Raw genomic sequence first — 12,871 nt, forward strand, 5'->3', positions numbered from 1 at the left:
AGCAGAGAAGCGAGATTATGAACCGTGTTTCGCAGCTCGTCAACAACTTTCTGCACTACATCGTTGCGACTGCGGGGTCCTCTTCCTGCGCCGTCGGGCTCGCTACCTCCGAACTCCAACAGCACTGCTTCCCTTCCTCCCGCGCCGTGTTTCCGTTGGCGCGAAAGAGGCGTGATTCTATGCAGCTCACACCGCGAGCGCAAGGGGTTCGAAACAACTTTTTTACAGACGCCGCAATTCGGCCGTCCGGCCGTGCCCGGGCACGATGCCGCTTATGGTGCAAAGAACGGACTAGAATGTGAGGTTCTTCGCCTCTTTCTATATACGTCTTTAATATGCGCCAGCGAATCGCCAAACGCCTCCCCCCCGATGCCGACAAACTGGTCGGTCTGTCACTTGCGCTCTTCGCGTCGGGCAGCCGCATCGAGGATCGCTTCTGGGAAGCGAAGCTCGATGCGCTGCTCGCCAAGATTGTCCGCAACGGCAATCAGACCACGCTCGACGCCGCGCTCGACCATCTTCAGCAAAATCATCCCGACGCCTACGGCGCGCTCGCCGACATGGCCGAGACGCACAGCGAGTCGATGGTGATCGAACACGACGGCCAACCCTACGATGCGCTGCTGGTCGCCGTCCCGGTTCTCGCCTGGACGCGCTACATGATTCCGTCAGGCCCGCTCAAAGGCGACGTTGCCGACGCGCTGCGAACGCACCTGCAGGCGCATGTGCTCGCGAACGGCACCCTCGTCGGGCTCGCACCGTTTCTCTACAGCATCGACCAGTTGCCGCGGCACCACGTGGAAACCTATCGGCTGGCCCAGCAACTCGCCCATGCGGCAATCGGCCAGCACACCCCGAAGCTGAGCTTCGGCGACCTGCCGGAAACCTCGCCGATCCTGGCCGATCCGCGCTTCCTGCTGGCCGTCGTCGCCGCGCCGGCCGGCTCGCCGCTGTTCCGCTGGCAGGAAGAAGAAAACGGCAGCCGGATCGAGCGCGGCCAGTGCCTCGAACAATGGACGGCCCAAGGCGGCCCGAACCTGTCGATCGCGTTGCCCGGCTGCGAGTTCGAATGCCTGCTTCCGGACGCGTACTACTCGGCCTGTCGCGATGCGGACGAACGCGTGCGTCCGCACACCGTCCGAACGGCCATTCGTTATCTATTCGACACACTTGGTGCGGCGCCGCAGGAATTGCGCGCGGTGGTCGCCGGCTTCGGCGAACGTCGTGTCGACGAGTATCGCGTCGGCTTCACGCGGCGTGCCAGCAACGACGTGATCTACGGCGTCGTGTGGCCGCTCTACGGCCGTGAAAACGGCGACGTATCGATCGACAACGCGACGCTCGAAGGCGAAGCGCCGATCGAAGGGCCGCTCGAGGAAATCGTGAGCCTGCTGAAAGAATGCGGCGTAACCGACGTCCGCCGGCACGCGGGCCGCTTCGAGCCCGAATACTGCGACGACTGCGGCGTGCCACTTTACGCCGATCCGCTCGGCGAAATCGTCCATGCGGAAATGCCGGAAGACGCGTCGCCCGCCCAGCCGCACTTCCACTGACCCGCCCCGCAGGCCTCGATGGCCTGCCCTGCCCGAAGCCGCTTCCGGTGCCCACCGAAGCGGCTTTTTTCTTATCGGATGCCCGTCGTCCAAAATTTCGAACTTTTCCTAAGCCTTTCAGCCAAGCAGACATCGTGTAAGGTCTTTGTCATTATCGGGGCCAGCTAATACCCGACAGCAGTCAATGACTCACTTCACGGAGGTTGAATATGCGGTTCTTGGTACTTAACTCAGACGCCGAGCGGCGTGACGGACTGAAGACCCTGTTGCGGCAGATCGACCGGCACGCCAGCATCAATGATGCGCCTGACGGTTTCCAGGCGCGCCGGCTGCTGCGCACCCAGCGTTTCGACCTCGTCGCGATCGACTGGCTGGACGTGGGCCGGGTGAGCGAGCTTCAGGCACTCGGCAACGCGTGCTCGCCGACACCGGTCGCCGTGCTGGTCGACGACATCTCGCCCGACGCCATCCAGCGCTTCTTCAATTACGGCGTCGCGGGCGTGATCCCGCACTCCACGCGGCCGCACCTGATCGTACGCGCGCTCGAGATCGTCCTGCTGGGCGGATACTACATTCCGCCGATCGCCCTCAGCCTCCTGCCGTCCACGGCGACAGCGACGGCGCGCCACGATGCCCATTTCCAGACGCTCGCCGGCTCGCTGCCCCGGCGCCCGCCGAGCGGCCTCCTGTCGCCGCGCCAAGCGCAGATCATGCGGTTCGTCCACATGGGCAGCACGAACAAGATGATCGCGCGTACGCTCGGCATCAGCGAAGGCACCGTGAAAATCCACCTCGCGAGCATCTTCCAACAACTCGGTGCCGCAAACCGCGCCGCCGCGGTCGCGATCTACAACGGCTGGCTGTCGCCCCATCTCGAGGTGCTGCTGGCGAACCGCAACCGCGCCCGCAAGCCGGCCATCGGCGAACACGGCCCGGCTCCGCTGCGTACGCAACGGCACGACCGTCCGTACCCGTTGCCCATCGCGAATGCCGGCACGCAAGACCTGCCGCTCGCCGCCGAGCCGCCGGCACGGTTCCGGCGCGGACGCTAGGCCAACAGTCTCGATATTGCGACGGTCGGACATGTGCAGGCTCCCACCTTTGATGCTCAACGAGTAATATGGACGCATGGGTTTTCTTTTCACACCGCTTCCGCTCTGGGTTGGCATCGGTGGCTGGATCGCCGCCGTGGCCCTGCTCGCGCTCGCGATCTGGAATCGCCCTTTCGTCCGTCTGCAAGACGCCACGCTTCAGCACGTGTGGCTTGCGCTCGTCACTGCGATCACGGTCCTGTGGGCCTCGAACGCATGGCTCGAAGATGGCATCGTCATGCATCTGCTTGGCGCAACGCTGCTCGTCACGCTGTTCGACTGGACACTCGCACTGGTCGCCATGGGCGCCGTCACGGCGGTTGCCGCGCTCATCTTCGACGCACCGTGGCAAGGCATCGGCCTGACCTATCTGATCTACGGTGCGCTGCCTGTCGGCGTGTCGGCGTTGCTGCAACGCGCCGCGCTCGCGTGGTTGCCGCACAACCTCGCGTCGTTCATCACCGGGCAGGGTTTCCTGTCGCCGGCCATCGCGATCGTCGCGGTCGCCGCCGCGGCGGCCGGTGTCCAGCTCGCGCTCGCGGACGGCGTGCCCGTCGTGATTCCGGCCGGCTATCTGCTGAACACCGCGCTGCTTGCGCTCGGCGAAGCATGGTTCACCGGCATGGCAACGGCACTCATCGCCGTCTATCGTCCTGCGTGGGTCACGACCTTCGACGTCCGGCGCTACCGCCTCGGCGGCCCGCGGGCCTGAATTCCTCCGAATCGGCTCGGCGCACACGCATACCGACGGATTCCACGGCGCGCGCCGAATACGCCACCTACTGCCGCACAACTTTTTTACGCTAAGATTGAACTCCTGTTCTTCATCGGGCATCTATACGTGCCCGATGTCTCCTTCGCTCCTCACCAATAACCAGATGGACAGCTCACCTGCCTCGCTCCGGATTTTCCGGGCGCTCGGCAAGCTGGCAGCCTGTATCGCGGGCCTGTCGCTTGCGCTTCCCGCTCCGGTATTCGCCGACCTGCTCGACCAGCGCTCCGAACTGATCAACAAATTCGTCAACGAGATGCATGCCGATCCGCTCGCCGCCGATTGTGCGGCGCACGGCAGCTTCATCGCCAGCACCTCGACGGCCTTCGACCGAGTCGACTTCGCGCCGAATGCATTCGACAGCGGCAACGCGACGATCACGCCGTGGAATGACTCGTTCGACCAAGGCAAACAGCGCGTGAAAGTCGACAATATCGTCACCGTCGACGGGCTCGGCATCCACAGCGACGGCAGCGATCCGACGCCGCTGAAATTCCGTTGCGGCTATGTCGGCCAGCAAATGCTCGCGTTCAGCTGGAACGATCCGGTTCCGCCGCTGAAGCCGCGCGTCGAGCGCTCGTCGTCTTCGACGAAGAAGTTCAAGGGCAAGTCGCACCGCGGCAAAGCCAAGGCGAAGGCATCGGGCCGCACCGGCAGCAAGAAGGCCGTCGCAACGAAGAAATCGAGCGGCCAGCACAAAGCCGTGAAGAAAAAAACCGCGAAGAAGTCCTGATACGGCGGAGCGGCAACGGCAGCAGCAAAAAAGCCGGCGCATCTCGCGATGCGCCGGCTTTTTCATGCGCCGACGGCTGCGCTTACGCGAACGTGTCGACGTGCACCAGGATCGCGGCCAGCATCGCCGCACCGAGCGCCGCGCTGCGCTCGCCGTTCCAGCCGACGCGCTCGTCGGGGAGGTTCGCGTTGTCCTTGAACGGCATTTCGAGCGTCAGCGACAGACAACCGAACTGGTGACCAATGTACTTCGACGCGAGCTTCAACGCATCTTCCTTGTACTTGCTCGCCGCGTAGCCATGCTCGGTCTGGAAGTCGGGGCTTGCGACCTTGAACGCGTCGATGAACGCAGCCTGCTCCTTGCCCTGCTGCTCGGTAAAGCTCGGCAGCATCTCCGAGCCGGCGACGAACACGTACGGCAGATCCTCGTCGCCGTGAATATCGAAGAACATGTCGCAGCCGATTGCATGGATCGCGTCGCGCACGGCCAGCACCTCGGGGCTGCGCTCGGCATCGGGCGCCATCCACTCGCGGTTCAGGTTCGCGCCGGCCGCATTGGTGCGCAGGTTACCGTGCACGCTGCCGTCCGGGTTCATGTTCGGGACGATGTAGAAGGTCACGCGATCGTAGAGCTTGCGCGCCACCGGGTCGCCGGCCCAGTCGCCCCAGCCGGCCAGCCGCTTGACCAGGCCTTCGACGAACCACTCGGCCATCGACTCGCCCGGATGCTGGCGCGCGATGATCCACACCTTCTTCTTCGGCGCACCATCGGTTTCCGGCGTGCCGAGCGTCAGCAGCGACATCGGACGGCCTTCGACCGTGCGGCCGAGCTCGACGACGCTGGCCTGCGGCAACTGCTGGACCGCGCCGAGAAACGCCGCGTGACGCTCTTCCGAGTACGGTTCGAAATACGCGTAGTAGATGCTGTCGAACTCCGGCGTATGGTCGATGGTCATCGTCTTGCCGTCGAACGTCGTCGGCACCCGGAACCAGTCGACCCGGTCGTAGCTCGCGACCGCTTGGTAGTTGCGCCAACCGGACGGATACGCGCATTCGGCTGCGTTCTCGAACGTCATCACGCACCGCTCGCCGCGCGCCCCCGTCAAGCGGTAGTAAAACCATTGCGCGAACTCCGAACGATTGTCGCCACGCACGCGCAGCCGGATTGCATCGGGGCTGTCGCACGACACGACGTCGATTGCGCCTGCGTCGAAATTACTGGTAATCGAAAGGGCCATCTATCTCTCCTTTGTCGACCGGTGTTAGCGCTTCAGCGCTTACACCGGTCCCATGCAAAGCTGTCGACCGGTGTTAGTGCTTTAGCGCTTACACCGATCCCATGCAACGCTGTCGACCGAAGCAGGCGGTGTACCGCCCGGCCGGCCTCGTGCATGCGGCGGCCGTCTCGTGAACGGCCGGCAGGGTTACTCGCCGACGCGCCGGCGATATACGTAAGTCGAATCGTTCGATGCGGCCGCATCGAACGCATAGCCTTCGGTCGCGAATGCCTTCAGCGCCTTCGGGTCGGCGATACGGTTCTCGACGACAAAACGCGCCATCAGGCCGCGCGCGCGTTTCGCATGGAAGCTGATGATCTTGTAGCGGCCGCCCTTCCAGTCCTCGAATACCGGCGTGATGACCGGTGCGGCCAGCAGCTTCGGCTTGACCGACTTGAAGTATTCGGTCGACGCGCAGTTGATCAACACGCGCGCGGCGCCGCTGCGCGTCTCGAGCTGCTCGTTCAGCGCCCGCGTGATGCGGTCGCCCCAGAACGCATACAGATCCTTGCCGCGCGCGTTCGCGAACCGCGTGCCCATCTCGAGCCGGTACGGCTGCAGCAGATCGAGCGGACGGAGCAGCCCGTACAGGCCCGACAACACGCGCACGTGCTGCTGCGCATAGTCGAGATCGGTGGACGACAGCGATTTCGCGTCGAAACCCTCGTAGACGTCGCCATTGAACGCCAGCACGGCCTGCTTCGCGTTGGCCGGCGTGAACGTCGGCGACCAGTCGGCATAGCGCTGGAAGTTCAGGCGCGCGAGCGGATCGGAGATATCCATCAGCGCCGCGATGTCCTGCGGCGACAGCTTGCGCAGGCCGTCGATCAGCTCCGATGCGTCGTCGACGAATGCAGGCTTCGTGTAAGACTGGACGTGCGGGGGCGTATCGTAGTCGAGGGATTTGGCGGGAGAGAGAACGATTATCATAGAGGCTCGCTGGCACGCCGTGCCTTGCGGTCAGACGAAAACCTCCGATTGTAACGAATGGCCCGCTCTCTCGCCCCGCATGCCGCACACCGCGTCGTGCTCGACTCGAACGTCTGGATCGACATCCTCGTATTCGACGACCCCGCTACGCGCCCGATCCGTGCCGCGCTGGAGCACGGCATGCTTGCCGCCGTGATCGACGGCCGCTGCCTGACGGAACTCGAATACGTGCTCGACTATCCGCAGTTCCAGTCGCGGGCGATCGACAAGGCCGACGCGCTCGCCACGGTCGCCCGGCTCGCGAGCCTCGTCGAACCGCCGCCCGTCGACGCCGACGCGCCTCCGCTGCCGAAGTGCAAGGACCGCGACGATCAGAAATTTCTCGAACTCGCCCGCGCCGCGCAGGCCGAGTGGCTCGTGTCGAAAGACCGCGCGCTGCTGAAGCTCGCGAAGCGCACCGCACGCGACTTCGGTTTCCGGATCGCGCAACCCGCGCCGTTCGTGGAAGCCTGCGCGCTCGACGCCGCGCCGCCCGCCACGACGACGCCCGCCTGACGCAACCTCATCCGAATCCGACCGTATCGATGAACGCTCCTTCAGATATGCCAACGACGCCCGTTTTCCCCTCGCGCCTGCCGAACGTCGGCACGACGATCTTCACGGTCATGAGCGCGCTTGCCGCCGAAAAAGGTGCGGTGAACCTCGGCCAGGGTTTTCCTGATTTCGATTGCGATCCGCGCATCGTCGATGCGGTCGCAACCGCGATGCGCAACGGGCACAACCAGTATCCGCCGATGGCCGGCGTCGCGCCGCTGCGCGACGCGATCGCCGACAAGATCGCGCAGGTGTACGGCCGACGCTACGATCCGGCCACCGAAATCACCGTGACGGCCGGCGCGACGCAGGCGCTGCTGACGGCGATCCTGTGCGCGGTGCATCCGGGCGACGAAGTGATCGTCGTCGAGCCGACCTACGACAGCTACCTGCCGTCGATCGAGCTCGCCGGCGGCAAGCCCGTGTTCGTCACGCTGGAAGCGCCCGACTACGCGATCCCGTTCGACCGCCTCGCGGCAGCGATCACGCCGAAAACACGGATGATCCTGATCAACACGCCGCACAACCCGACGGGCACCGTGTGGCGCGAGGCGGACATGCGCAAGCTCGAGGACATCGTGCGCGGCACCAACGTGCTGATCCTGTCCGACGAGGTCTACGAACACATGGTCTACGACGGTGCGCGCCACGAGAGCGTCGCGCGCTACCCGGAACTCGCCGCGCGCAGCTTCATCGTGTCGAGCTTCGGCAAGACCTACCACGTGACGGGCTGGAAGGTCGGTTACGTCGCGGCGCCAGCCGCGCTGACCGCGGAATTCCGCAAGGTCCACCAGTTCAACGTGTTCACGGTGAACACGCCGATGCAGATCGGGCTCGCCGACTACCTGCGCGACCCGGCGCCGTACCTGTCGCTCGCGGGCTTCTATCAACGGAAGCGCGACTTCTTCCGGGCCGGCCTCGAACGCACGCGCTTCAAGCTGCTGCCGTGCACGGGCACGTACTTCCAGTGCGTCGATTACTCGGCGATCAGCGACCTGCCCGAAGCGGAATTCTCGAAGTGGCTCACGTCGGAGATCGGCGTGGCCGCCATTCCGGTGTCGGCGTTCTATCACGAGCCGCACGAATCGGGCGTCGTCCGCTTCTGCTTCGCAAAGCAGGAAAGCACGCTCGCGTCCGCGCTCGATCGGCTGGCCCGCCTGTAAGCGCCGCACGGCCGGCCGCGCGCCGCCCTTCGGGAACCGCGCTTACGAACGTGCGACGTTCGCCGCTTCGACATACGCCTTGCGCTCGGCTGCCACGCGTTGCGCGGCCGGGCGTTCACCCACCGTCTTCGCGTGCGCCTTCCAGTCGATGCCTGCCTCGAGCAGGAAGTCGCGGCCGAATATGGCCTTCGTCGCCATCCCGATGACCGGCAGATGAACCCAGGCGGCAATGTCCGCGAGGCCGAACGACTCGCCGAGCACATACGGCGAAAACCGCGTCATCTGCCTGAATGCATCGATCGCGCGCGGCAGGCGCTTCTCGACGTGCGCCTTCATCCCGTCGCTCACCTTGCCGCCGAAAAACGCTTCCGTATACACCTCGCGCACCATCCATTCGAGATACAGCTCGAGCGTCTCGACCAGTTCACGCACCTTCGCCGCCGCGAACGGGCTCGCGGGGAAAATGCCTTTCTCGGGATAGCGCGCCGCCAGGTATTCGACGATCACCTGCGACTCGAACAGCGCGCCCTCTTCGGTCTTCAGGAACGGAATCTTGCCGAGCGGCGAATCGGCAAGCCGGGCCGGGTCGCTGATCGGCAAACCACACACCACCTCCTCGAACGGAATGTCGTGCTCGAGCAGGACGAACTTCACCTTGTTGTAGTAGTTGGACAACGGAATACCGCACAGCTGTAGCATTGGCATCTCCTTCCTTGCTGAAGCGCGGCCGCATCGACGCGGGCCGCATCGGGATTCATCGCGCTGAAAAGCACGTTCGTGCTAGTCTAAAGCAAGTCGTGCGTCCGTCACGACGACATTACCTCCGCTGCGGCGGCAGCTCCGTCCGTCCACGCGACACACGCGGCGTCGCCGCCGCGCCACCCGATGGAGACACGCTCGCATGAGTGCTGAACTGCTGGCCTCGCGTCCGCCCGAGAGCGAATCGACGCTCGTCCTCACGCTGTCCAATCCCGGCGCGCGCAACGCGCTGCATCCCGACATGTACGCGGCCGGCATCGAAGCACTCGCCACCGCCGAGCGCGATCCGGCGATTCGCGCCGTCGTGCTGACGGGCGCCGATCGCTTCTTCTGCGCAGGCGGCAACCTGAACCGGCTGCTCGAGAATCGCTCGAAGGATCCGTCCTTCCAGGCCGACAGCATCGATCAGCTCGCGGCATGGGTCACCGCGATCCGCGCGTCGACGAAGCCGGTGATCGCAGCCGTCGAAGGCGCCGCGGCCGGCGCGGGCTTCTCGTTGGCGCTCGCGTGCGACCTGATCGTCTCGGCACACGACGCGAAATTCGTGATGTCGTATGCGCGCGTCGGTCTGACGCCCGACGGCGGCGGCTCGTGGTTTCTCGCCCGCGCGCTGCCGCGTGCGATCGCGGCCGAGATCCTGTTCGAAGGCAAGCCGGTGGCCGCCGAACGCCTGCATGCGCTCGGCGTCGTCAACCGGCTCGCCGCGCCCGGCTCGGCACTGGGCGACGCACTGGCATGGGCCGACGCGCTCGCCGGCATCTCGCCGAATGCGCTGACGCGCATCAAGTCGCTGCTCGACGACGCGACCGCGCAACCGCTGGATGCGCACCTCGGCACCGAGCGCGATCATTTCGTCGCGTCACTGCATCATGCGGACGGCCTCGAAGGCATCACTGCCTTTCTCGAGAAGCGCCAGCCACGCTACAAGCGCTGATCCGCCGCGTCGGCCTTCGAACCGACACCACGCCGCCGCGTCCGTCCGATGCGGCCCGTCGCCGCCGCGCGCTACGTCGCGGCGCTCTCCGGGCCGGCCGCGCATGCGCGTCGGCACGCGCGTTTCCGCCGCCAGCAGCCCGTGTCGATCCATGCTCTAATGACCGCCTGTCGCGGCGCCGCCGGCGCCGTTTTCGCGCATGCCACACAGGAGTTGACGATGATCGACGTCTATAGCTGGGCGACCCCGAACGGCCACAAGGTGCACATCATGCTCGAGGAAACGGGCCTCGCGTATCGCGCGCATCCGGTCGATATCGGCGCGGGCGACCAGTTCGAGCCCGAGTTCCTAAAGATCAGCCCGAACAACAAGATCCCCGCGATCGTCGATCCGGACGGCCCCGGCGGCCAACCGATCTCGCTGTTCGAATCGGGCGCGATCCTGATCTACCTCGCAGAGAAGACCGGCAAGTTCCTGCCGACCGATCCGGCCGCGCGCTATGCGACGCTCCAGTGGCTGATGTTCCAGATGGGCGGTGTCGGCCCGATGCTCGGGCAGGCGCACCACTTCCGCCTGTATGCGCCGGAGAAGATCGAGTATGCGGTCAACCGCTACACGAACGAAGCGAAGCGCCTGTACAACGTGATGGAAAAGCGTCTCGGCGAATCCGAGTATCTCGCGGGCGACGCGTACACGATCGCGGACATTGCGACGTTCCCGTGGACGCGCTCGTGGCAGAACCAGGGCATCGTGCTCGACGCGTTGCCGAACGTGAAGCGCTGGCACGAGGCGATCGCCGCGCGACCGGCCGTGCAGCGCGGCGTCGAGGTGCTCGCGTCGATGCGCAAGGCGCTGCAGGACGACAAGGCGCGCGAAGTGCTGTTCGGCGCAACGCAGTACGCGAAACACTGACGAGCGTATGACGCGCGGAGCGGCATCCGTGCATGCCGCTCCGTGCGTCAGAAGTAATGCAGCGTGATGAACTCCGCCGCGCATACCGGCAGCGGCGCGTCGGGACGCTCGACCTGCATCGATACCGACCACGTCACCTGGATGCCGCCGCGCGCGGCGTCGGCGGTTTCCTTCACCGCGAATAGCGCACGCACGCGCGCCCCGACCGGCACCGGCTTCAAGAACCGCACGCGGTTCAGCCCGTAGTTCACGCCCATCTTTTGCTCGAAGCGCATTGCGTCGGTCATCAACGCGGGAATCAGCGACAGCGTCAGGAACCCGTGCGCGATCGGCCCGCCGAACGGCGACTCGCGCCGCGCGCGCTCGGGGTCGACGTGAATCCATTGATGATCGCCGGTCGCGTCGGCGAAACCGTCGACGCGCGCCTGATCGATCTCGCTCCAGCCGCTCGCGAGCGGCTCCGCGCCGACCCGCTCCCGCAACGCCTGCGCCGATGCGATCAGCGGCAAGGTCACGTCGGTCATGGGTTCGCGCCCCCCGGATGGCGCAGCCCGAAAATCACTTTGGTCTGCACGGTGATCACCGTCTCGCCGGCTTCGTTCACGCCGACCCATTCGGTCGACACGATGCCGCGATCGGGCTTGCTCTCCGACACGCGCTTGTCGTGCACCTTCTGGTACATCGTGATCGTATCGCCGGCGCGGACCGGCTTCAGCCAGCGGATCGAATCGATGCCCGGCGAGCCCATGCTGGTCGAATCCGATCCGAGCTTGCGGACCAGCAGGCTCATGAACACCGAGCACGTATGCCAGCCGCTCGCGACGAGGCCACCGAAATGCGATGCCTTCCCCGCTTCCTCGTCGACATGGAACGGTTGCGGATCGTAGCGCTTCGCGAACGCCTTGATGTCGTCGGGCTCGAACGTGTAGCGGCCCACTTCGGTCGTACTGCCGACCACCAGGTCTTCGTAACTGATGCCCACGGATAAGTCTCCTTGTCTGGCGCGCTCGCGCGTCGCCGTCATGCTACGTCGGTCTGCGCGAAATCGGGCAGCGCCGCGATGCGGGCGAGATGATGATCGGTATCGCCGAGCGTCGTCTCGATGATCGACAGCCGCTTGAACAGGTGCGCGGCGGCCACCTCGTTGGTCACGCCCATGCCGCCGTGCAACTGGACGGCCTGCTGGCCGACGAAGCGCGCGGCCGCGCCGACCCGCGCCTTCGCGGCCGACACGGCCTTGCGCCGCGCATCGGCATCGCCGCTCGCGTAGCGCACCGCCGCGAGATAGGTCAGCGAACGCGCCTGCTCAGCATGAATCAGCATGTCGACCATCCGGTGCTGCAGCGCCTGAAAACGCGCAATCGGCACACCGAACTGCTCGCGCGTCTTCGTGTATTCGACCGTCGCGCGATTCAGCTCGTCGAGCGCGCCGACCGCTTCCGCGCACAGCAGGAAGGTCGCGTAATCGGCGATCTGCTCGAGTGCCGCCGCGTCGCGCGCGCCGCCCGTCAGCAGCCGGGCCGGCGTGTCGTCGAACGCGATCGTCGCGGCACGCTGGCCGTCGATGGTCCGGTAGTCGACCACCTTCGCGTTGGCCGCATCGCGTTCGACGACGAAGAGGCCGATGCCGCCGCCGTCGACCCGCGCCGGCACGATCCACGCATGCGCCTGGGCGCCGTGCTGAACCACCGACTTGGTGCCGGTCAGCCGATACGTGCCGCCCTGCTCGCGCGCGTGCGTGTCGAGTTCGTACAGGTCGTAGCGCGCCCGCGGTTCGTGGAACGCGACCGCCACGCGCTTTTGCCCCTGCGCGACCGCCTCCAGCAGCGCGGCGTCGGCGCCTGCGCCGGAGCCGGCGATCCGCAGTGCTTCGACACCGACCGCCGTGGCCCAGTACGGCTCGATCACGAGCGCGCGGCCGAGCTCCTGCATCACGACCAGCATGTCGACCGGGCCGCCGCCGAAGCCGCCCTGTGCATCCGGCACGGGCAACGCGGTCAATCCCAGCTCAGCGAATGCGCTCCACTGCGCATCCGACACACCGGCATCGCTGCGCACGATCGCCTGGCGCGCGTCGAAGCCGTATTGCTCGCCGAGATACCGGCGCAGCGCGTCGGCGAACTGCTGCTGCTCATCGGTAAAGCTGAAATCCAT

The 12,871-nt window shown here is 65.7% G+C and carries 14 protein-coding genes; 8 read left to right on the top strand and 6 right to left on the bottom strand.

The features are described 5' to 3' along the window. Positions 1–335: 335 nt before the first annotated feature. The 4 genes from WS96_RS14380 to WS96_RS14395 all read left to right on the top strand — a co-directional run bounded on the left by WS96_RS14380 (position 336) and on the right by WS96_RS14395 (position 4,149). The gene (locus WS96_RS14380) at positions 336–1,553 is read left to right on the top strand and encodes a DUF2863 family protein (protein WP_059781363.1); all 1,218 of its coding nucleotides are present in this window, start codon (positions 336–338) and stop codon (positions 1,551–1,553) included. A 209-nt stretch (positions 1,554–1,762) separates the two neighbouring features. Beyond that, positions 1,763–2,605: a response regulator transcription factor gene (locus tag WS96_RS14385; protein WP_059781362.1), complete on the top strand. Its 843-nt coding sequence runs from the start codon at positions 1,763–1,765 to the stop codon at positions 2,603–2,605. Between the two features lie 76 nt (positions 2,606–2,681). Beyond that, entirely contained in the window at positions 2,682–3,356 is a 675-nt protein-coding gene (locus tag WS96_RS14390) for an energy-coupling factor ABC transporter permease (protein ID WP_034207948.1), read from the top strand. Positions 3,357–3,492: 136 nt separating this feature from the next. Beyond that, complete coding sequence (locus WS96_RS14395) at positions 3,493–4,149, top strand: BspC domain-containing protein (RefSeq protein ID WP_059825086.1); 657 nt, start codon at positions 3,493–3,495, stop codon at positions 4,147–4,149. 82 nt (positions 4,150–4,231) lie between these two features. Here WS96_RS14395 and WS96_RS14400 read toward each other — a convergent pair whose 3' ends face one another. After that, positions 4,232–5,386, bottom strand: a complete 1,155-nt coding sequence (locus WS96_RS14400) for a M14 family metallopeptidase (protein ID WP_034207950.1) — start codon at positions 5,384–5,386, stop codon at positions 4,232–4,234. Positions 5,387–5,572: 186 nt separating this feature from the next. Next, entirely contained in the window at positions 5,573–6,355 is a 783-nt protein-coding gene (gene yaaA, locus WS96_RS14405; RefSeq protein WP_059833317.1) for a peroxide stress protein YaaA, read from the bottom strand. A 57-nt stretch (positions 6,356–6,412) separates the two neighbouring features. Between yaaA and WS96_RS14410 the strand changes: the two genes are divergently transcribed. Together WS96_RS14410 and WS96_RS14415 are read left to right on the top strand one after the other, a co-directional pair. Continuing rightward, a complete protein-coding gene (locus WS96_RS14410) occupies positions 6,413–6,910 on the top strand; it encodes a putative toxin-antitoxin system toxin component, PIN family (RefSeq protein ID WP_059781358.1) in 498 nt (165 codons plus the stop codon). Between the two features lie 98 nt (positions 6,911–7,008). After that, positions 7,009–8,112 (top strand): pyridoxal phosphate-dependent aminotransferase, encoded by a 1,104-nt coding sequence (locus WS96_RS14415; RefSeq protein WP_257127983.1) that lies wholly within the window; start codon positions 7,009–7,011, stop codon positions 8,110–8,112. Between the two features lie 42 nt (positions 8,113–8,154). Here WS96_RS14415 and WS96_RS14420 read toward each other — a convergent pair whose 3' ends face one another. Next, positions 8,155–8,811 carry a glutathione S-transferase family protein gene (locus tag WS96_RS14420; protein WP_059833319.1) on the bottom strand — a complete coding sequence of 219 codons (657 nt, stop codon included), beginning with the start codon at positions 8,809–8,811 and terminating at the stop codon, positions 8,155–8,157. A gap of 202 nt (positions 8,812–9,013) precedes the next feature. Here WS96_RS14420 and WS96_RS14425 point away from each other — a divergent pair, with 202 nt between their 5' ends. Beyond that, the gene (locus WS96_RS14425) at positions 9,014–9,805 is read left to right on the top strand and encodes an oxepin-CoA hydrolase, alternative type (protein WP_059499256.1); all 792 of its coding nucleotides are present in this window, start codon (positions 9,014–9,016) and stop codon (positions 9,803–9,805) included. Between the two features lie 219 nt (positions 9,806–10,024). Beyond that, positions 10,025–10,717, top strand: coding sequence for a glutathione binding-like protein (locus tag WS96_RS14430; RefSeq protein WP_059833488.1), 693 nt, complete (start codon positions 10,025–10,027; stop codon positions 10,715–10,717). Between the two features lie 47 nt (positions 10,718–10,764). Here WS96_RS14430 and WS96_RS14435 read toward each other — a convergent pair whose 3' ends face one another. Genes WS96_RS14435 through WS96_RS14445 form a run of 3 tightly spaced genes read right to left on the bottom strand, consistent with a single transcriptional unit; the run spans position 10,765 to position 12,871 of the window. Beyond that, positions 10,765–11,241, bottom strand: a complete 477-nt coding sequence (locus WS96_RS14435) for a MaoC family dehydratase (protein WP_034207956.1) — start codon at positions 11,239–11,241, stop codon at positions 10,765–10,767. Continuing rightward, entirely contained in the window at positions 11,238–11,699 is a 462-nt protein-coding gene (locus tag WS96_RS14440) for a MaoC family dehydratase (RefSeq protein ID WP_034207957.1), read from the bottom strand. Before WS96_RS14440 ends, WS96_RS14435 begins: the two co-directional genes overlap by 4 nt. Positions 11,700–11,737: 38 nt before the next feature. Beyond that, a complete protein-coding gene (locus tag WS96_RS14445; protein ID WP_059833321.1) occupies positions 11,738–12,871 on the bottom strand; it encodes an acyl-CoA dehydrogenase family protein in 1,134 nt (377 codons plus the stop codon).

Source organism: Burkholderia sp. MSMB1835 (assembly GCF_001526365.1).
Lineage (GTDB): Bacteria > Pseudomonadota > Gammaproteobacteria > Burkholderiales > Burkholderiaceae > Burkholderia.

What these genes read in the sequence shown, in the direction of transcription:
- WS96_RS14400 (WP_034207950.1), bottom strand. Translation starts at nt 5,386, where the DNA reads ATGGCCCTTTCGATTACCAGTAATTTCGACGCAGGCGCAATCGACGTC.
- WS96_RS14430 (WP_059833488.1), top strand. Translation starts at nt 10,025, where the DNA reads ATGATCGACGTCTATAGCTGGGCGACCCCGAACGGCCACAAGGTGCAC.
- yaaA (WP_059833317.1), bottom strand. Translation starts at nt 6,355, where the DNA reads ATGATAATCGTTCTCTCTCCCGCCAAATCCCTCGACTACGATACGCCC.
- WS96_RS14425 (WP_059499256.1), top strand. Translation starts at nt 9,014, where the DNA reads ATGAGTGCTGAACTGCTGGCCTCGCGTCCGCCCGAGAGCGAATCGACG.
- WS96_RS14380 (WP_059781363.1), top strand. Translation starts at nt 336, where the DNA reads ATGCGCCAGCGAATCGCCAAACGCCTCCCCCCCGATGCCGACAAACTG.
- WS96_RS14410 (WP_059781358.1), top strand. Translation starts at nt 6,413, where the DNA reads ATGGCCCGCTCTCTCGCCCCGCATGCCGCACACCGCGTCGTGCTCGAC.
- WS96_RS14395 (WP_059825086.1), top strand. Translation starts at nt 3,493, where the DNA reads ATGTCTCCTTCGCTCCTCACCAATAACCAGATGGACAGCTCACCTGCC.
- WS96_RS14390 (WP_034207948.1), top strand. Translation starts at nt 2,682, where the DNA reads ATGGGTTTTCTTTTCACACCGCTTCCGCTCTGGGTTGGCATCGGTGGC.
- WS96_RS14435 (WP_034207956.1), bottom strand. Translation starts at nt 11,241, where the DNA reads ATGACCGACGTGACCTTGCCGCTGATCGCATCGGCGCAGGCGTTGCGG.
- WS96_RS14385 (WP_059781362.1), top strand. Translation starts at nt 1,763, where the DNA reads ATGCGGTTCTTGGTACTTAACTCAGACGCCGAGCGGCGTGACGGACTG.
- WS96_RS14445 (WP_059833321.1), bottom strand. Translation starts at nt 12,871, where the DNA reads ATGGATTTCAGCTTTACCGATGAGCAGCAGCAGTTCGCCGACGCGCTG.
- WS96_RS14420 (WP_059833319.1), bottom strand. Translation starts at nt 8,811, where the DNA reads ATGCTACAGCTGTGCGGTATTCCGTTGTCCAACTACTACAACAAGGTG.